This window comes from Candidatus Chazhemtobacterium aquaticus, from assembly GCF_009936135.1.
In the GTDB taxonomy this organism is placed as follows: domain Bacteria; phylum Patescibacteriota; class Microgenomatia; order UBA1400; family Chazhemtobacteraceae; genus Chazhemtobacterium; species Chazhemtobacterium aquaticus.
In genome coordinates this window covers 753,227-770,218 of the sequence record NZ_CP047901.1, presented here as the reverse complement: position 1 = coordinate 770,218, position 16,992 = coordinate 753,227, and the positions used below count along the sequence as shown (strand labels likewise).

Annotated in this window: 19 protein-coding genes and 3 tRNA genes; 6 read left to right on the top strand and 16 right to left on the bottom strand. The window is 45.4% G+C overall.

What is annotated here, in order from left to right:
- Window positions 1–237 precede the first annotated feature (237 nt).
- Entirely contained in the window at window positions 238–3,477 is a 3,240-nt protein-coding gene (locus tag MICH65_RS04170; RefSeq protein WP_161932149.1) for an MBL fold metallo-hydrolase, read from the top strand.
- A gap of 3 nt (window positions 3,478–3,480) precedes the next feature.
- Here MICH65_RS04170 and MICH65_RS04165 read toward each other — a convergent pair whose 3' ends face one another.
- The 6 genes from MICH65_RS04165 to rplK all read right to left on the bottom strand — a co-directional run bounded on the left by MICH65_RS04165 (window position 3,481) and on the right by rplK (window position 6,753).
- The gene (locus tag MICH65_RS04165; RefSeq protein ID WP_161932148.1) at window positions 3,481–3,696 is read right to left on the bottom strand and encodes a hypothetical protein; all 216 of its coding nucleotides are present in this window, start codon (window positions 3,694–3,696) and stop codon (window positions 3,481–3,483) included.
- Window positions 3,697–3,853: 157 nt separating this feature from the next.
- Window positions 3,854–4,246, bottom strand: a complete 393-nt coding sequence (gene rplL, locus MICH65_RS04160; protein ID WP_161932147.1) for a 50S ribosomal protein L7/L12 — start codon at window positions 4,244–4,246, stop codon at window positions 3,854–3,856.
- Between the two features lie 33 nt (window positions 4,247–4,279).
- Entirely contained in the window at window positions 4,280–4,816 is a 537-nt protein-coding gene (rplJ, locus tag MICH65_RS04155; protein ID WP_161932146.1) for a 50S ribosomal protein L10, read from the bottom strand.
- 198 nt (window positions 4,817–5,014) lie between these two features.
- Window positions 5,015–5,296, bottom strand: coding sequence for a hypothetical protein (locus MICH65_RS04150; RefSeq protein ID WP_161932145.1), 282 nt, complete (start codon window positions 5,294–5,296; stop codon window positions 5,015–5,017).
- Between the two features lie 57 nt (window positions 5,297–5,353).
- Complete coding sequence (locus MICH65_RS04145) at window positions 5,354–6,316, bottom strand: hypothetical protein (protein ID WP_161932144.1); 963 nt, start codon at window positions 6,314–6,316, stop codon at window positions 5,354–5,356.
- Between the two features lie 8 nt (window positions 6,317–6,324).
- Window positions 6,325–6,753: a 50S ribosomal protein L11 gene (rplK, locus tag MICH65_RS04140; protein ID WP_161932143.1), complete on the bottom strand. Its 429-nt coding sequence runs from the start codon at window positions 6,751–6,753 to the stop codon at window positions 6,325–6,327.
- 189 nt (window positions 6,754–6,942) lie between these two features.
- Here rplK and MICH65_RS04135 point away from each other — a divergent pair, with 189 nt between their 5' ends.
- Entirely contained in the window at window positions 6,943–7,368 is a 426-nt protein-coding gene (locus tag MICH65_RS04135; RefSeq protein ID WP_161932142.1) for a hypothetical protein, read from the top strand.
- Window positions 7,369–7,584: 216 nt separating this feature from the next.
- Here the strand turns inward: MICH65_RS04135 and MICH65_RS04130 are convergent, their stop codons facing one another.
- From MICH65_RS04130 to secE, 3 genes are all read right to left on the bottom strand, one after another.
- Window positions 7,585–7,896, bottom strand: a complete 312-nt coding sequence (locus tag MICH65_RS04130; protein ID WP_161932141.1) for a Kazal-type serine protease inhibitor family protein — start codon at window positions 7,894–7,896, stop codon at window positions 7,585–7,587.
- 79 nt (window positions 7,897–7,975) lie between these two features.
- Complete coding sequence (nusG, locus tag MICH65_RS04125) at window positions 7,976–8,614, bottom strand: transcription termination/antitermination protein NusG (RefSeq protein ID WP_161932140.1); 639 nt, start codon at window positions 8,612–8,614, stop codon at window positions 7,976–7,978.
- Window position 8,615: 1 nt separating this feature from the next.
- Window positions 8,616–8,828 (bottom strand): preprotein translocase subunit SecE, encoded by a 213-nt coding sequence (secE, locus tag MICH65_RS04120; protein ID WP_161932139.1) that lies wholly within the window; start codon window positions 8,826–8,828, stop codon window positions 8,616–8,618.
- A 55-nt stretch (window positions 8,829–8,883) separates the two neighbouring features.
- Between secE and MICH65_RS04115 the strand changes: the two genes are divergently transcribed.
- A complete protein-coding gene (locus tag MICH65_RS04115; protein WP_161932138.1) occupies window positions 8,884–9,960 on the top strand; it encodes a glucose-1-phosphate thymidylyltransferase in 1,077 nt (358 codons plus the stop codon).
- A gap of 209 nt (window positions 9,961–10,169) precedes the next feature.
- Here the strand turns inward: MICH65_RS04115 and MICH65_RS04110 are convergent, their stop codons facing one another.
- From MICH65_RS04110 to rpmG, 5 genes are all read right to left on the bottom strand, one after another.
- Window positions 10,170–11,183 carry a gluconeogenesis factor YvcK family protein gene (locus tag MICH65_RS04110; protein ID WP_161932137.1) on the bottom strand — a complete coding sequence of 338 codons (1,014 nt, stop codon included), beginning with the start codon at window positions 11,181–11,183 and terminating at the stop codon, window positions 10,170–10,172.
- A gap of 22 nt (window positions 11,184–11,205) precedes the next feature.
- Window positions 11,206–12,246: a magnesium transporter gene (locus tag MICH65_RS04105; protein ID WP_161932136.1), complete on the bottom strand. Its 1,041-nt coding sequence runs from the start codon at window positions 12,244–12,246 to the stop codon at window positions 11,206–11,208.
- Between the two features lie 563 nt (window positions 12,247–12,809).
- Window positions 12,810–13,067, bottom strand: coding sequence for a hypothetical protein (locus tag MICH65_RS04100; protein WP_236870851.1), 258 nt, complete (start codon window positions 13,065–13,067; stop codon window positions 12,810–12,812).
- Window positions 13,068–13,203: 136 nt separating this feature from the next.
- Window positions 13,204–13,274 (bottom strand) — tRNA-Trp (locus tag MICH65_RS04095).
- 53 nt (window positions 13,275–13,327) lie between these two features.
- A complete protein-coding gene (rpmG, locus tag MICH65_RS04090; protein ID WP_161932134.1) occupies window positions 13,328–13,501 on the bottom strand; it encodes a 50S ribosomal protein L33 in 174 nt (57 codons plus the stop codon).
- A 1,219-nt stretch (window positions 13,502–14,720) separates the two neighbouring features.
- Here rpmG and MICH65_RS04085 point away from each other — a divergent pair.
- A complete protein-coding gene (locus tag MICH65_RS04085; RefSeq protein WP_161932133.1) occupies window positions 14,721–15,392 on the top strand; it encodes a LytR C-terminal domain-containing protein in 672 nt (223 codons plus the stop codon).
- A gap of 74 nt (window positions 15,393–15,466) precedes the next feature.
- Window positions 15,467–16,255 carry an HAD family hydrolase gene (locus MICH65_RS04080; RefSeq protein WP_161932132.1) on the top strand — a complete coding sequence of 263 codons (789 nt, stop codon included), beginning with the start codon at window positions 15,467–15,469 and terminating at the stop codon, window positions 16,253–16,255.
- Window positions 16,256–16,385: 130 nt separating this feature from the next.
- Here MICH65_RS04080 and MICH65_RS04075 read toward each other — a convergent pair whose 3' ends face one another.
- On the bottom strand, window positions 16,386–16,628 hold the full coding sequence (locus tag MICH65_RS04075; protein ID WP_236870850.1) for a hypothetical protein: 243 nt from the start codon (window positions 16,626–16,628) through the stop codon (window positions 16,386–16,388).
- Window positions 16,629–16,747: 119 nt separating this feature from the next.
- Window positions 16,748–16,823, bottom strand: a tRNA-Thr gene (locus MICH65_RS04070).
- A 56-nt stretch (window positions 16,824–16,879) separates the two neighbouring features.
- Here MICH65_RS04070 and MICH65_RS04065 point away from each other — a divergent pair.
- Window positions 16,880–16,962: transfer RNA gene (locus MICH65_RS04065), tRNA-Tyr, on the top strand.
- Window positions 16,963–16,992: the final 30 nt, after the last annotated feature.

Below are 16,992 nucleotides of genomic sequence, written 5' to 3'. Positions count from 1 at the left end.
GAAGCCTGATGAGGTGTTTGAGGGTATTGTTAGTATTTGATATACAAACTATCAGTTGAGTCGTTTGATGTCAAGTTTATTTAAGTTAGATTGGAGGATATGGATTGTGAGGTAATGGTAAAAATTCAGTTGAGGCTAAGTTGATATATTGTTTTATAGATAAGTAGGGTTTAGTGCGTATGTTTTAATTTTTATTGTGACTTGTTAAAAGGTTGGGGCTGTTTTAGGATGTTGAGGATGGAAACAGGGAAAGATATATATGATGAGTATTTGGGTGGTGAGGAATGGCGTGAGGAGATGGAGAGTTGTTGGAGATTGTTTGAAGTGGTAGTGGAACAGGAGCTGTTTTGTAATGGTTTAAAGAAAGCTGGGGCTACTTGGGTTAGAAGTCCAGAAGGAGCGAAGGTGCTGGATATTGGATTTGTGCCCGAGGTGAGAGAAAACCATGAGTTTTTAGGGGTGAATGTATTCGCTAGACCAAATTCGGTGGGAGTAGTGTTTCGGCCAGTGGAGGTGCCGTATGAAGAAGTGGAGCAATCGTTAAGAGAGGATGAGGAATTGGGCCCTTTGATGAGTCAGGGGGCAAGAGTGGTGATTTTGACCATGGAGGATTTACAGAACTGGATTGGTTTCTACGCTCAAGTTAAGGCTGAGGGTTGGCATGATATGTTAGGAGCTAAGGCGTTGGAGTATAGTGGTTTGGGAAGAACGGATTGGGCATATGCGGCTAGGTTTGCTGCCGCGGCTGATGATTTGTTGGTAGCAAATGCACAAGTATTTGTAGAGCGAGGAGTGGCACATATTGATTTACCAAGTAAGGGGAAGATAGATAGGGCGTTTGTGAATGCACAGGGTGATGTGGTGGGGGTGGTGATGCATCATGTGAGGGTGGCTGAGCTTAAGGGTGAGATACTAGAAGAGAAGGTGTTGTCTGAGGGGGTGTTGGTACCCGGATTGGTGGTGAGAAGAACAGGGGAGAGTAAGAGAGAGGCGTATGAGCGAGCTAGGAACTTGGCGAGATACTGGAGAAGGCGGTTGGGTGAAGAGAGTTTGGAGGTGCCGGTGGTGAGTGAGGGTCAGTTGTCAATTTGGCGGAAGCTGGGTATGTGGTCTGAGGTAGATTCGGCTGTAGTGGGGTCTGATTTGAGCACTGAGGAGGTAATAAGATTTTTGTATTTAGGGAAGAGTAACCTGGAGCCTGGTGAGTTGGCCAGGATGGGATATTCGTTGCCAAGTACAGGTAGAGAGTTTGCTGGAGTGGATGTGGTGTTTTTGGAGAGAGGACCAGTGGGAGAGAGAAAGGTTGCCACTATAGATCGTTTGTTGGGTCTAAATTTGGGGAGAAAGAAAAGGGATGAGGAAGGATTCTTGGCCTTGAATAGAGTGTCTGGAATTGTGATTGTACCGGATGAGTGGGATGCGAAAGAGATGAAAAGTCATGTGGAGAGGATCAGGTACGACCTTAATTATCGTACTGGTGGGCCAGACAGCCATTTGTTGTATTTGACGAGAGAGTTGTTTGATCGATGGAGGGAAAGAGGTTCGATTTTTGCTGACGGTGAGGCGAATGGTTTTGCTTCGTTGCGGCAGCGACATGAGTATGGTTATGGTGCAACAAATGGAGGAAGATCAGTCGGGCTGCATGTATGGAGGCCGTTTCCGGAGATTGGAGGACAGAAAATGGCGGTGGTGGTCGATAATGGTGGAGATAGGGTGGTGAATATGATTGACTGGGGGACTAGTTTTGAGGCGGCAACGCCGGCCTTACGGGAGTTGACGGCTAAAGCACCAACGAGTATTGGACTACGTAGGCAACTGGAGACTGGGGAGCTGCCAATGGTGTTAGGTGCATATGATACTGAGTATATTCTGGCGTCAATACGAAAGTATCCAGCGATACTTCATATGGATTCAAACAATGCGGTTAGCAGTTTTTTAAGAGCTGAGATAAAGCGGAGGGTTGATTTTAAAGACGTAGAGAGATTGGTAGGTGAGGGTAATGCAAGAAGAATATATGAGTTGGCCGAGCAGGATGAACGATGGTGGTATGGTGAGAGAGAGCAGATCGTGAGTAACTTGGCCATATCTCACGCCCATGTGGATCATGTGGGTGATGTGCCTTTTCTGGATCGGAGAGTGGTGATGTGGGGAACAGCTGAGACAATGGCACACCTGAGAGCAATGACCAGAAGAGGAAAGAGTTGGACTAACAGGTACGAGTATGTAAGTTTGGTGACTCAGGATAAAGATGGTGCAGCATATAGGCGGGAGTATCGAGATGCCTATCCAACCTATTGGTCAGGCCAGCGGGTGAGAATTGGTGAGGGCTTGGCGGTTGAGTTTAGTTTAGCGAATCACAGTATGACTGGGATGGCAATGGTGGGTGTCAGGGATGAAGAGGGGAAGGGGTTAATGTTGTATACGGGAGATGTTAAGCCGGGAAATTGGACAGAGAAGACGGTAAATAGATTGGCAGGTGAGTATCCTGTGATTGTGATGGAGACAACCAATCTGGAGGATGCGGCTAAACCCTCGTCGGGAGTAACTGAGCAGATGGTGAGAGATACACTACTTGATCGAATCAGGGAAGCGGGGAGGGATACGGTGGTAGTTGTGGCTCCAGCAAATCATCTGGAGAGATTGCAGTCGATTGGTGAGGTAGCGGAAGCGGTGGGAAGAAAGGTGGCAATTGGTCCGGCTCATGCTGAGTTGGTAGAGCAGATGAGGGCGGATCGGGAGATGTTGGCGCCTTTAGGAGTAGACGGTTTTGATTTCTGGCTGCCAGCTTTGGGAAGTGAAGCGGCTTTGTGGTGGCCAACCTTGATGCCAGATGAGAGTGAAGATGAGCTAGTTTGGCCTCAAGTAACGGCGCCGAGGAGGTTTCAGAGGAATTTGTTTGAGATTGCGATGGGAGGTGGTATGGGAGTGGTTGACCTGGAAAGATTGTCCAGGGAAGGTCAGGAGTGGTTAGTGGTGATTGATCCTTATCGATTGTTTAGACATGAGTTTGGAGGTGGGTGGTTTGGAAATGGGTTATCGGTGTTGCACTCGGCCCATTTTCCCTATCAGGGTTATGCTAAAAGATTTTTGGCTGAGAATACTAGATGGGTCGGTGAACAAAAGGGTAAGCACTTGATGGATTTTGAGGTTAAGGGTATGGGGGGTAGGGTGGTAAATCAACCAAATTATGGAACGGGAAATACGGGAGGTAAAAAAAGATATGGATTGCATGCTTCGGGTCACGCAACCTTTGATGAGATGGTGGCAATATTGGATGGTTTAGTAGGAGGTAACTTTAATGGTAAGAAGCTTGTTTTGGTGCACGGGCAATCTCCTGAGAGATATGAGCAGGCATTAAGAAAGAGATTGGGATTGGACCGGACGGGTGATCTTGAGATTGTGTCAAGAATGGATCGTTATGATCCAAAAAAACCGGTTTCAAGAAGCGGGTGGGAGATGAAGCTTAATGGTTATTAAGGATTAGTCTTCTTCGGAGGTTTCTTCACGTTGATCAAGGATGGTTTGAATAGCCTGGTTGATATTTAACGGGGGAGGGTCAGGATCGTAGAGATGGGAAGCGATGAGGTCAGCGAGCTTAAGCCTTTCTAAATCGGTTAGGCCATACAGTTGGCATTGGTTTTCGATAGCCGTGATAGGGTCAGGGTTATCAGGTTCAGGCTGTTCGATGTTGCCCATATACAAGATTAGCCATATATAAGAGATGGCTGATAATGAAGTACTAAAGTGGATTGTATCAGGGTTTTTGTAAAAGGAAATAGTTGGGGGGTGAGTTAACATAAAAAACCCCCATTGCTGGAGGTTTTTTAAGTTGTGTTTAAGTTTAAGTTTAAGTTTACTTAAGCTCGACTTTAGCACCGGCTTCTTCAAGCTTGGCTTTAGCGGCTTCGGCATCCTCTTTCTTAGCACCTTCAAGAACTGGTTTAGGAGCTGACTCAGCAAGAGTCTTGGCTTCAACCAGACCAAGATCGGTCTTGATTTCACGAAGAGCTTTAATGACGGCGATTTTGTTAGCACCGGCATCGGCAAGTACGACATCGTATTCGCTTTTCTCTTCAGCGGCGGCTTCTGCAGCAGCGGGAGCAGCAGCTCCAGCAACAGCAACAGGGGCTGCGCTAACGCCAAATTTCTCTTCAAGAGCTTTGACGAGGTCGGCTAGCTCGAGAACAGAGAGTTTCTCGACTGCAGCAATGATCTCATCAAGTTTTTTGTTAGTTTCTTCTGCCATGTGAGTGATTAGCTAATTGTTAATTTGATTTGGTTATGCAGCAGCTTCTTTCTGAAGCTTGACAGCATTAAGAGCAAAAACTAGGTTTTGGAGATTGGCTCTAAGAACTTGAGCAAATCCATAGATGGGGGCGTTGAGCTGAGCTACTAGCTGGCCTAAGAGTTCTTCTCGACCAGGAAGTTTGGCTAGATTTTCAACTTCGGAGATGGAAAGGATTTTGTTGTCAAGTACGCCAATCTTAATGCTGGGTAGGTCATTGTTGGATATGAACTTGGCAAGAGCCTTAGCAGGGGAAACAGGATCATCAGCTGAGCTAAGAAGGAGGGCGGTGGGGCCTTCTAAGGCCTTAAGAGCGTCTTCTGACAGGTCATTGAGTCTGTCCTTGAGGGCAAGAGCTAAGAGACTGTTTTTGACCACGTTAAAGTGACCGCCAGTTGATTTGACTTGAGCTCTTAACTGGTTGATGTTGTGAACAGACATGCCGGCGTAATCGACAAGAATGGCGGCTTTTGATTGAGAGAGAGCTTGTTGAAGCTGATCAAGCTGTTGTTGGTTTTTGAGGCTAGGCATAGAGTAGATTTAATAAAATAAATTGGTATAAAAAAACTCGCCTGAGAGCGAGAAACTGTGAGCCCTTTTAAGATATACGAATTGTTTGGGCTGTTTTTTCCTACGCAGGGCTTAATGATTGCCTGCGATCTCAGGTAAGGGTGATTGTATCATATGTTAGCGATAAAGGGAACTGTCTGTTCTTAATCAGGTTGCAGATTATTCTTTATTCCATTCTAGATTTGCGGAAGAACCAGGAACTTTTGACGTGTCTACCTCTTGGCCGCCAATTGTGATCTGTTTATCCCTTGGACCGATACCTCTATCTTTGAGAGATTTATTGATGGTTTTTTCTACTTCCTGTTTTGCTTTTTCTGCGGCTTGTCGTTGTCGGCCTACAGCTTCGTCTTGATCTCGAAGTGATGGTTTTTCTCCTGATTTTATTCTTTCTATCATTGCATTAACCTGGTCTTTCGATAAACTTGGCTTTTTTTGTTCCATGCATTGAGAGTAGTGGATGACTGAATACTTGTCAAGACTGGGGAAAAATAAGGTTGGTTAGAGAGAGGAGAGACTTATCTTTAGAGAAGGGCTCATGGTTGACTTGATGTAGGCGGAGGTGATTTTGCTGATGCCGATGGCGTCGATGATGGTTTTGATGTTTTCAGTTAGTTCTTTGTCTTTCTGGTCAAGATTACCGATACTTAAGTGAATGATAGGAGCTTTGGCCTCGGTGCGATAGGTGAGTAGAGCGCTGGCTTCGAGTTCTTGTTTGCGTTTTTCAGGATCATTGATGATGGTGTTGCTCTTGGGGTTGGGCATGAGGCCTTTGGGTCCAAGAACGCGGGCGAGGGGGGCAATTAAGGGCATGTCAGCGGGTTTGGCCAGAAGGATATCAAAGTCGATTTTGCCGGACTTGATCTTGTCGCCTAGCTCTGGAGTAAAAATAGCGACGCGAGTTTCTTTGCCGATTGAGTGAGGAAGAGAGACCTCGCCTCTGATGCCAGTTTCTTTGACGTTAAGATGGAGTTCGACGGTTTTGTGGATCGAGTAGGAGACTTCGCGAAGCATCTTGACTGCGGTGGAGAGGGGATAGATGTCGACTTTTAGTTTCGCCTTCTGGGATTTGTAGATGTTAGATCGGCCAATGGTATTGCGAGGGTGTCGGGTCTTGGGATGTTGGGTAGTAGATTTAGTTTCTTTTGGCGTGGATTCTTTGGTTTTGGTTTTAACCTCCTTAGCCTCTTTGGATTGAGTTTCTGGTTTGGTTTGAGCTAGGGTAGCTGGATATTTGGATCTGATTTCTTCTAGGGCAGCTGGTCCAACACCCTCAAGACTTAAGAGTTCACCATCAGCCATGGAAGCAATTTGTTCTGGTTTAAGACGAGCTTGGCGAAGGATGTCGGCTGTTTTGTCTTTAAGGTCGGTGTAGGCTTGTTCCCAGCGAAACATTTCCTTTTTGGCTTTCTTTTCAGGAGTGGACTGAGTATCGTCTAGTTGGACAATTTTCTTTTTACCCATATTCTTGTTTATTTACTGATTTTGACGCCCATGGAGCGAGCAGTGCCGGAGACGATCTTCATGGCAGCCTCAACATCGGTGGTGTTAAGGTCTTGAAGTTTTTTCTCGGCGATTTCTTTTAGTTGAGCTTGAGAGAGAGTACCGGCGGTGTCTTTTTTGACATTGGCGGCGCCTTTTTTAAGTTTTAGAGTTTGTTTGATCAGGTCGGCAACAGGAGCTAACTTGGTGACAAAGGTGAAGGTGCGGTCCTCATAGATAGTGACAACGGCGGGGACGACCTGGCCTCTTAGATCTTTGGTGGCTTCGTTGTATTGATTAACGAAGTCCATGATAGGGACACCGTGTTGTCCTAGAGCTGGTCCGGTAGGGGGGGCTGGAGTGGCAGCTCCGGCTTGGAGATTGAGTTTAAGAATGGTTTTTACTTTTTTAGCAGCCATGATTTGTTTAGCTAATACACGTAAAGACTACAAGGGGAAATTATTACTAGACGATTAGGTTTATGAGAAGTTTTCGTCGTTGCTGTCAGATTTCGCGCTTGTAGGCAAACGCTCCCACACAACTGTGTGGTGAGGGAATTATATCATAAAAAGTATGGGCGTTGGTGTTGATGTGGTAAATTAGACGGCATGGAAAATATTGAAGATAGAGGGGAGTTTGAGAGGCTAGGCCGAGTATTTGTGATAAATGAGAATGATCAAGGTTTTGATTTTCCGGATGGAGTTAGAGTATTGAAGTTTGTGTTAATCAGAGATGAAAGTGGGGCTAGGATGCGCTTAGGTACGGAAAACTATAGACATTGGGATATTGTGAAGGGTGATTCTGAGTTGTTGGGAAAGACTCGAGAAGAGATTCGAGATATGGACTTTGCGGACGTGGGCTTTTTAATTATTAGAAAGGGGTCATTTTTTGTGTTTGGTGGTTCTGGTGAGTTGAGGGCCGGAGGGATTGAGGCCGGTCAAGTGGATGAGAAGGAAAGGGAGAAAGAGAGACATAGAAGAGAGGTGAAGCCGTTTCTGGAGAAGGTGAGTGGGAAAGAGGTAAAGGTTTTATAGAAAAAAGAGACCCGGGTGGTGTTGGTAGAGAAGTGTTGATGAACCACCCGGGTTGGTAGGGCCAGCATTAAGAAGTAAAAAGCTTAAGCGGCTGGCGTGTGCGATGGCACCTGGTGGGGGGGAAGCGGAAAGGTGCCCCGTCATGTGCGCGATTGTTCGTCCAGGGGAGCGAACTTGGTTTTAGATTGTATGGATTTTTTGGAGAATGTCAAGAAGTTAGTTGGTTTGTGGACAAGGAGAGTCGGAGATGACTTGAACGCCGGCAAGTTGGGCTTCACAAGCTGAGTCGTAGGTGAGATTGTCGGATCCACAGACGGGAGAGTATAGGTCGCTACAGACTATTTCTGGTTGAGCTGTGGGTGAATCTGGAGTAGTGGTTGGAGTTAGGGTGGGGGAAGGGTTGAAAGTGGCTGGGTCTGAGGCACGGGGTCTGATGTCTTTGGAGTCGGGGAAGAAGATAATGGCACTGGCTAAGGCGCCGGTGATTAGAGCTAGTGGCAGAGCGGCTAGCAGAGTTTTGGAGTTCATAGTTAAAGAGTAGGGGTTTTGGCCGCAGAGATCAAGAGGGAGTAGAGTAAGGGAAAGAAAGGTGAGGGAAAAAAGAGACTTAGATCTTGGAGACTTGGAGAAAATCGAGTTCGACTGGAGTTTCGCGACCGAAGATGGAGACAAGAACGGTGACCTTACCTTTGTCCTCGTCAATCTTGTTGACGGTACCAAGCATGTCTGCAAATGGACCCTCGACGATTTTGATGGCTTCGCCTAGTGAGAAGGAGGCTTGGAATTTGGGAGTCTCCTGAGAGATGAATTTTTTGATGGCATCAACTTCTTCTTGGGGAAGGCGAGTGGGTTGTGAACCGGTACCGACAAAGCCAGTGATGCCTTGGGTGGTACGAACAGCTAGCCAGGAGTCGTCATTGACCTCCATGCGAATAAGGAGATAGCCGGGGAAGATTTTTTCTTGGATGGTGGATTTTTTACCCTTATTGATCTTGATTTTTTCTTGAGTGGGAATGAGGATCTCTTTGATATAGTTATCAAGACCTAAGGTCAAGACTTTTTGTTCCAGAGTCTTGGCGGTTTTAAGTTCGTGAGCGGCGTAGGTGTGAATGACATACCAGTGGGCTTTGGGGTTCTCGGTCTTGGAGATAATGAGGTGGTGGGGATTGGCCTTAGTGAGTTTAGACTTTTTGGTCTTTTTTACCTTTTTGATTTTTTTAATGGTGGAAGACTTTTTGGTTGCCATATTAACGAGTGACTATGAGAGTGACTAGTTGAGTAAATATATAATCAAGGCCGCCTATGTATATGGCGACGATTAGGCTGGCGACTACGACAATAGTAGTGAGCCTAATTGTCTCTTGGCGGTCAGGCCATTTGACGAGGTCTAATTCTACCTTAACAGAGCGTAAAAAGGCAAGTAGACCAGTGTTTTTTGAGTTTGATGATGAAGGGGCCATGGTGGATATTTTAACACGAGGAGTTGCTGGTTTGGTATACAATGGTTGAGTGAGTATGAAGGGACTGGTGCCGATAGGAGGACGAGGGACAAGAATGAGGCCGGTGACGTATAGTGTGAATAAGCATTTTATTCCGGTGGCAAACAAGATGTTGGTGGAGTATCCGATCATGACTTTGATTAAAGCGGGTATAAAGGAGATTGGGATTACATATAATCCTGGTCAGCTTGAGTATGCAAAAGAGGTGTTGGGTGATGGAAGAAAGTGGGGAGCTAAGTTTTGGTATATTTTGCAACCTGAACCTAAGGGGCTGGCTAATATTGTGGAGGTAGCGGAAGATTTTTTGAAAGGAAGTCGGTTTGTATTTCACTTAGGAGATAATATTTTCGTAGATGGTATCGATGATTTGGTAGAGAGTTTTGATAAAGGTGATATGGAAGGAATGGTGACGATGGTAGAACATGAAGAGAATGTAAGAATGGGGGTGCCGTATTTTGATAAGAAGGGGAGATTGCTTAAGTACGTGGAGAAGCCTAAGAAACCGCCACACAAGATGGCAGTGCCGGGATTGTATTTCTTGAGTGATAGCGCTTTTGGAGCTTTTCGAGGAAGAAATAGACTCAGACCGTCGGCAAGGGGTGAGTATGAAATCCCGGACTTGTATCAGTGGATGATTGATAAGGGGTTAAGAATTGAGGTGAGAAAATATGGAGGTATGTGGTTAGATCCGGGTAAGTTTGGTGATTGGCTGGAGAGTAATCAGTATCTGCTTGATAGATTAGCTGAGAGGAAGATTCTGGGTAAGGTGGATAAGGACTCAAGGGTTGAAGGAAGGGTGGAGATTGGAAAGAGGAGCAGGGTGATTAACTCGGTGATTAGGGGTCCGGTGAGAATTGGTGATGGAGTGGTGGTTAAGGATAGTTTTATTGGACCATATACAAGTATCTATCATGGAAGTAAGATTGTTGGCTGTCGGGTAGAGAACTCGGTCTTAATGGAGGGGGTTGAGTTGGATAATATGCCAAAAGTGATTGATAACAGTATTTTGGGAAATAACACGTTGGTTAAGTCAGTTAGTCAGAATGGGGCATTGGGTATGTTTTTGGGTGAGGGATCAAGGGTGGAGTGGTAGGTTGGGGGTATTGTTTGATGTTGGTATAATAAATTTAGCCCTACAAAAGCGAAGTAGTGAGCAGGATTTTTTCCTGCACAAGCTTTTTGTAAAGGGGAGACGTGTTCTGTTGTTCAGCTTCGGCGAGACCCAGACAGCTCACCCCACCTGGTTTCCTACCGGGAAAAACGCCTGCTTCGACCGCTGATGTGGGGCTTTTTGGAACTGTCTTAGTGATTAGAGATGATTTTTCTGAGGATTTGCCCGAGTTTTTGAGGATCGTGACGGAGGCGTGAGTATTTTTGGGTGATGGAGAAGTGGTTGGCGGAGATGACATGAATAGAGGAAGGGAGTTTGTTAGATTGAGCTTTGGTCCAGCCTAGGAAGTGAGAGTGTTCTTGGGCGTAGCTGTGAGCAATGTTTGGATAACGGTGGTTGAATTCTTTGGTGGAGAGATATGGGGTGATGATGGTGTCAAAAGGTTGGTCTAGGCGAGTATAGAGACGGAAGAGGTGGAGGTAATCTAGAGGAGTGAAGCGGTGGGTTTCGTTGCGGGTGGAGACAAGATTGGTGATAAGGATTTTGTGGGCAGAGGATTGCTGAAGAGCTTTGATAATGCCAGTGGGGAGGAAATTGGCAATGATGGAACCATAGAGGCTGCCGGGAGAGTAGATAAGATAGTCGGCTGAGCTGATTGCTTCAAGGGCTAGAGGGGTAGCTGGAACAGATGGTTTAAGCCAGATGCTTTTGACTGAGTCTTTGGACATACTTTGACGATCCAGTTCGTGTTCGCCATAGAAAAGCTTACCTGAGTTAGTAGTGAAGTGGAGATTGGCGGGGGATAAGGTAACGGGAATGGCGGTACCTGCAAAACGGATGGAGAGAAGTTGTTCTAAATGTTTTTGAACACTTAAAAAGTCATTGTTGTACTTTTCTAGTAGAGCATAGTAGATGGTGTAACCTAGATTGCGGTTGCGTCCATCGGTGTAGGAGAAGAGATCAGTGAAGGTAGTAAGTTGTTTGGTGTGGCGATGATTGGGAATAAGGGCAAGTAGGTTGCGTAATAGGTCGCAGACGGCAATAACACGGTCTCGCTCATCGGAGCGGATAGAACCAGTCTTGCCACCGGAGTCAGTGGCGGAGGAGATGGCTTTGATGTTGGTAAAGCCAGCTTCAATCAGACTTTTGATGATAACAGGGGAGCCAGTGCCGCCGCCAAAAGTAACGATGTTTGGTTGCTTCATTTTTTAGTACCCTCGATTATACCTACTTGGCAAGAAAAAGGTTGGCGATGAGGAAGTAGACGATAACACTGAGTAAGTCTTGAATAATGGTAGCAAAGGGCCCTGAGCCTAGGGCAGGGTCATGGTTAAGTCGGGAGATTAGATGAGGGATGATCAGCGCAGAGTACGAGGCGATGAGAATTGAGGTGAATACCGAGATGCCGATGATGGTTCCTAGAAATGGGGCTGACCAGAATAGGGTAGTGATGAGGGTAATGCTGGCAAAGCAGGTTAGGCCAATAAGGGTGGAGATGAGGGTTTGGCGGAGGAGGTAGGTAGTAAAGTTGAGTTGGTGGTTCAAGATGAGGTCACGAATGAAGAGTGTTTGGGTCTGGGTGCCAACTGCGTTGGCAAGGTAAGCGACTAGGGGTATAAAAGCGGCAAGAATCAAGTTTTGCTCTAAAGTGGGGGAGAAGAAGTTGATGACTTGAGCGACAAAGAGACCACCAAGCAGGCCAACTAGGATCCAGGGTAGTCTGGAGATAAAGGATTTAAGAAGAGGGGTTTCGAGCGTAGAGAGATGGGAGATGTCTTGAGGTAAGACACCAGCCAGGTTAAGCAATTTTTGTTGAGTTTCGTGCTGAAGAATGGTTTGGATACGGTCTGAGGGAACGACACCGATGAGGGTGCGATGTTGATCAATGACGGGGACAGCTTTAATGCTGTTTTTGATGGCTTGATGAGCAAGTTGGTTGGGGAGAGTATCGGGCCTGGCAGTGAGAAGATTTGATTTAGTCATGATCGAAGAGACCTTGGTTTCGGGAGGGTGTTTTAGAAGTTCTCGAATAGAAAGAATGCCAACAAGTCGATGGCTACCAGTGATGATGTAGACGTAGTTGATGGTGTCAAACTGATCAATGTGGTCGGTGAGATATGATCGGATTGAGGATAGAGTCTGTTGACTGGTGGCTAGAGGAACCTTGGTAGTGAGGTGGTGTCCAGCTGAGTTTTTTGGCCAGGCGAGAGCTTTGGTTTTAAGCGCTGGAAACTTGGGTATCTTGGGTGTGTGGGGGTGACTTACCATACCTTATGTTATACCAGACCAAAAAAGGCAGCGCCCTTGGTTTAAGGAAACGCTGCCTAAGCAGGGACAGAGAGCTTTAGAGAAGGAGTGCGGCCAGGAGGCCACACGAACAGGTGAAGAGACCACTGATGATCATGATGACGATCAGCACGCCCCCCACTTTGTTTGTTTCTTCCACCTCGTATATCTCCATTGTTTTGTACTCCTTTCTGTTCTTGCTCTTTTTGCTACAGACCTGGTCTTGACCAACCAATGAATCGAACAAAATCCTTGACCTCAAGCCCCGTTAGTTTTTGCTCTTGGTCAGAAGTTACTGCGACGATGATTTCACCGACAAGATGTTCGTTATCATCTTTGTCGATATAAAACTTAGTTACTTCGTATACGGGATATTGGGTGGAAGGCGACACGTGTCTTCGTCTTTCTGTTAAAAATGCGATAGGGGAATTGTATCAAATTTAGGCACGAAAGTCAAGATTATAGGTTAGAAAAGGGGTGGGTGTATATAAAAAACTGGCCACCAGTTTTGTGGCTGGTAGCCAGTGAATAGGGAAGGGGAAAGGTTAGAGGCCGAGTTCGTCCAGGATTTGACGAGCTTTGTCGCTCAAGGCGACTTCCTGAGTGTTGCCGGTCTTGAGGACAAAACCCTCAGAATGACAGGCCCCGAACCCATCTCCTTCGGTGGTGAGGAAGGAGAAGCCGTCAACAGCGGCTACGACCACTGTTTTGTTTTCAGCCAGGGGTCCGTTGGCGGTGGGGCATCCAGCCTGGATGAGGAGTTCCTCGCCAGGTTGGAGGTCGGCAAATTCATTGCGCCGCAAAAGGTACATAATGTTCTCCTTTTAGAACTGGCACAAAAGTGTGCGAGTAATATTTTACTCAAAAGAGGGAGATAATTCAAGATTATAGGGTTTTGAGGTGTTTTGGGATAGATTAGTTCGGGAAGAGGTATTGGGGCAGGCCCGCCAGGATTCGAACCTGGAATAACTCTTTTGGAGAGAGTTGTGATGCCGTTTCACTACGGGCCTAACTAAGGTCTATATTGTATCTTAACAAGGGTGAAAATGTCTTGAGGATGAATTTACTTTAGTTTGGAGACTTCTTTGTGGGTGGTGTGTTTACGACAACGAGGACAGTACTTCTTGAGTTCGATTTTGTCTGGAGTGTTGGTGCGGTTGCGTTCAGAGATGTAGTTGAAATTCTTGCATTCAGAACATCGCAAACCTGCTAGTTGTCGGGGTCCTTTTTTGGCCATGTTGGTATTTTAGCAGAGAGTGAGGTTTTTCTCTAGTTAGTGGATGTAGGCTCCGTGATGTTTGTCTTGATTAAGAGGTGATTATTAAATAAATGAGTATATTAATATTTTCTTAAGATAACGGGCCTTGGTAGAGCTGGGGTAGGTGGAAGGAGGTGTTAATTGTAAACCTAGATTGGGTTAAGACGGCAATAGTTGATGAAGAGTCGGTGATGTATTAGTTGATAGTGGACATTTGTTTCTGACAATAAGTGGTTTACAACATTGTGCGACATAATATAAAGGTGGTTCGAGTTACGAAGATAACAAACGAGGGAAAACTGCAATCTTGTATGGAATAATGACCTTCCTGATATTCGAGTTTCTTATGAGAGAGGTTTCTAGGGCCACTAGAAGCGTTTTCAGCCTCAAATATCTGCTGTTTTTGTGCCTGGAGTTGGGGATTTGATGATAGATAAGGGGAGTTGACCTGGGTTTTTGATTATTGAATCGCGGATGTGAGTTGGTTGATGAATAGCTGTAGTGAATGAGAATTCGATTTTTGAATATTGGGCGGGATTTTGAACAACTTATGTTTACTCGTGTAGAAAGGCAGTAAATTAAAAAAGTTTTGTGATTATGATTGAGTTGAGTTGTTGGTTAATGTTTGTATATATGATTGAGTGATGGTTATGTTGTTTGTGTGATTAATCAGATTAGATCTGGCTTTGGTTGATAGTTTGTCAAGTTTCGGTTGGAATTATATAGGTTGTTTGCTATTTTTTTAGCTGTATTTGTGATTTTAATAGGTGGCAGACTTTCATATTATAGGTTTTTGTGGCTATTTTATCGGGAGATCTTGCTGCCGGTTTGATGTTGATGATGATTTAATAATTGATTATTTGGGGATGAGGGATGTTAGATGATGGTATGTACGCTTTCTCCCCTGCTTGGGACGTGCAGATAATTAATATTTTATTGCTTGATTGGGTAGTTTTTAGGGATCGTGAATATATTATTCTAGGTTTTTATCATTGTAGTTATTTGGGTTGATAATAGAAAATAGGCAAGTTGTATTTGCTTGAATATAGATACTTTGGTATTAATTACGAGTATTATGTGTGATTGGTGTGTATATATTTGTATGGGATATTTATATTTGTCGTTGGAAAAATAAATACGATAGGGATGGAGACGATAAAGTGGTTATGGCAGGCGGTGTGTGCTAATCTAGTCATATATGAAGAAAGATAAGGAATCTGATACAAAAGAACTTGAGACTGGAAGAAGGTTGGTGGTGGAAGTAGTTAAGGATGAGGATAATGCAGATGATGAGAAGACTAAGGATGAAGGAGTAGAAGAGGACACCTCCCCTATCGGTGAGGTGGTAGGTATGTCTGGTAGTAATGGGTCTGCTATGAGTGGAGTGAGTGATAGTGGGAAGAATGGTTCGGGGATGTTGATGATTGCTGTGATTGCTTTACTAATCTTGTCAGTAACTGGTTGGATGATGTATGTTCGAAGCGAATGGATGAGAAGACAGGAGTTGGCGGCAAATCAGATGGAAAGTGAGGAGCAGACAGTTCAAGAGCCCGTAGTAGAGGATGAGATTGAGGTTACTGAGACTGAGCAGCTTGAGAGAAATGAGATAAGCTTGGAGATATTGAATGGATCTGGGGTGGCTGGATTGGCGGCGGAGACTATGGTTGCTTTTGAGGGGTTGGGTTATGAAGAGATTAGTGTGGGTAATGCTGAGACGGTACCGGGTAATGAGTTGTATGTTAGGTCTGGTTATGAGGACAAGATTGAGGTACTAATGGACGATGTGTTGGATGAACTGGAGATTGCCACAATATCTGGTGAGTTGGAAGATGATGGTGAGATAATTGCGAGGATAGTTTTGGGTGAGTAGGGATATATAGGCTTGAGTAAGTTTTTTAGTTTGGGGTGGATCATGGAGACAAGGATGCCTTTTTCTGGTAAATTATGGGAATGAAAACCGAGGGTTTGATAAAGGTGGAAGGTTTGAGTTTAGGCTTGGAGCAAAGCCTGGAGAAGCAGTTGGGTAGTGCAGGGGTGGTGATCACTGACTTGGATGATGTTTGGTTTAGGACTAGTGAGGTATATGAGAGAAGGATGAGTGAGGTAGCCCAAGTATTTGCGCCGATGGCTGGTAAGGAGACTGAGCAGGTGTTTGATGATTTGCTGTCAGCGATATTGGCGAGACGGTCGGTGATGGAGGTTAATCCTTTGATTATGCCAGCTGCGGTGGCTGATTTGTATAGAAGGTATGGGCTGGAGGATAAGATGGCGTTGGCAATGGCATATGGTTCAATACTGGAGATATTTGATGACTTCTTGCCACTTTATGCTGAGGCGGAGATGAGTTGGCCTGTTTTGAAGGGCTTGAGGGGTATTCGGGTGGCAGCCTGGACTCACGCTGACACAGATTGGACTGGAAGGAAGATGATGATGCATCTAGGGTTGGAGCGGGTTTTTAGTGGTGGGGTGTATGCGGTAGATGTTGATAAGCCAAAGGAGTGTGGGAGTGTGCTTAGTAGTTTGGGTGTTGGCCCAAACGAGGTGGTGGTTGTGGGTGATAGCTTAAGATCTGATGTCTTAACCGCTGTTGAGGCAGGGGTTCCTGGTGAGAATATATTTTGGATAAATGCCAAGAGTGTCCCTGTTGGTGAGGTTGAGTTGCCCGATGGAGTAAGAGTGGTTGCAAACCTATGGGAGGCGGTTAATGTGATGGCGATGGGTTGGAGTAGATAGTTGTGGTTGACACTGTAAATATTGTGAGTTGTTCATAGTTATAACGTGTTGAGTTGTGTGGCTTAATTGACTTTATAGTCCGATCCATCGGGAAAATGTTTTGGGTGTGAAGTTTTGTGAATTTTGATATTTAGTTAAGCGCGCCAAGCAGGCTACCAATAATTAGTCCACCTGTAGTCCCCACTCCGATGATGGGAAGGTATGTTTTGGTGATAATCGCATCAGGTAGACTGAGAAGCAATCCAATTGATGCACCCTTAAGCCAGGGTGGTAGAGGGATGTTGGTGGTGGCGATAAGGAAACCGATTGCAAAGCGATTTATAAAGGAGCCAAGCATCGCAACCGGCTTATCCCTTATGGGAAGTGGAACCATTAACAAAACGTCAACAACTCCGAAAATGAGGCCCGCGATTGTGCCGGATATAAGTGTGTTCATTACTAGATTTATTATAACTTTGTTGTAAGAGTTGATTTGTGGTGTCTATTACTTTTTGGAGCCGGCAAGAGGAATCGAACCTCTGACCTTCGCTTTACAAAAGCGTTGCTCTACCTGCTGAGCTATGCCGGCTTAGGCCTATTAATTTTAACATTTTGTGCTTGTAACATGTTAAAATTGAAGGGCATGCTGGGGTACCCAAGCGGTCAACGGGGGCGGACTGTAAATCCGCTGGCTTAAGCCTACGGGGGTTCGAATCCCTCCCCCAGCACAGTAGAGATATGATTCTACTTTTAACATA

Bases quoted from the DNA above. Each gene is read 5' to 3' on its own strand.
- MICH65_RS04170 (WP_161932149.1), top strand. From the start codon at position 238: ATGGAAACAGGGAAAGATATATATGATGAGTATTTGGGTGGTGAGGAA.
- MICH65_RS04165 (WP_161932148.1), bottom strand. From the start codon at position 3,696: ATGGGCAACATCGAACAGCCTGAACCTGATAACCCTGACCCTATCACG.
- rplL (WP_161932147.1), bottom strand. From the start codon at position 4,246: ATGGCAGAAGAAACTAACAAAAAACTTGATGAGATCATTGCTGCAGTC.
- rplJ (WP_161932146.1), bottom strand. From the start codon at position 4,816: ATGCCTAGCCTCAAAAACCAACAACAGCTTGATCAGCTTCAACAAGCT.
- MICH65_RS04150 (WP_161932145.1), bottom strand. From the start codon at position 5,296: ATGGAACAAAAAAAGCCAAGTTTATCGAAAGACCAGGTTAATGCAATG.
- MICH65_RS04145 (WP_161932144.1), bottom strand. From the start codon at position 6,316: ATGGGTAAAAAGAAAATTGTCCAACTAGACGATACTCAGTCCACTCCT.
- rplK (WP_161932143.1), bottom strand. From the start codon at position 6,753: ATGGCTGCTAAAAAAGTAAAAACCATTCTTAAACTCAATCTCCAAGCC.
- MICH65_RS04135 (WP_161932142.1), top strand. From the start codon at position 6,943: ATGGAAAATATTGAAGATAGAGGGGAGTTTGAGAGGCTAGGCCGAGTA.
- MICH65_RS04130 (WP_161932141.1), bottom strand. From the start codon at position 7,896: ATGAACTCCAAAACTCTGCTAGCCGCTCTGCCACTAGCTCTAATCACC.
- nusG (WP_161932140.1), bottom strand. From the start codon at position 8,614: ATGGCAACCAAAAAGTCTTCCACCATTAAAAAAATCAAAAAGGTAAAA.
- secE (WP_161932139.1), bottom strand. From the start codon at position 8,828: ATGGCCCCTTCATCATCAAACTCAAAAAACACTGGTCTACTTGCCTTT.
- MICH65_RS04115 (WP_161932138.1), top strand. From the start codon at position 8,884: ATGAAGGGACTGGTGCCGATAGGAGGACGAGGGACAAGAATGAGGCCG.
- MICH65_RS04110 (WP_161932137.1), bottom strand. From the start codon at position 11,183: ATGAAGCAACCAAACATCGTTACTTTTGGCGGCGGCACTGGCTCCCCT.
- MICH65_RS04105 (WP_161932136.1), bottom strand. From the start codon at position 12,246: ATGGTAAGTCACCCCCACACACCCAAGATACCCAAGTTTCCAGCGCTT.
- rpmG (WP_161932134.1), bottom strand. From the start codon at position 13,501: ATGGCCAAAAAAGGACCCCGACAACTAGCAGGTTTGCGATGTTCTGAA.
- MICH65_RS04085 (WP_161932133.1), top strand. From the start codon at position 14,721: ATGAAGAAAGATAAGGAATCTGATACAAAAGAACTTGAGACTGGAAGA.
- MICH65_RS04080 (WP_161932132.1), top strand. From the start codon at position 15,467: ATGGGAATGAAAACCGAGGGTTTGATAAAGGTGGAAGGTTTGAGTTTA.
- MICH65_RS04075 (WP_236870850.1), bottom strand. From the start codon at position 16,628: ATGGTTCCACTTCCCATAAGGGATAAGCCGGTTGCGATGCTTGGCTCC.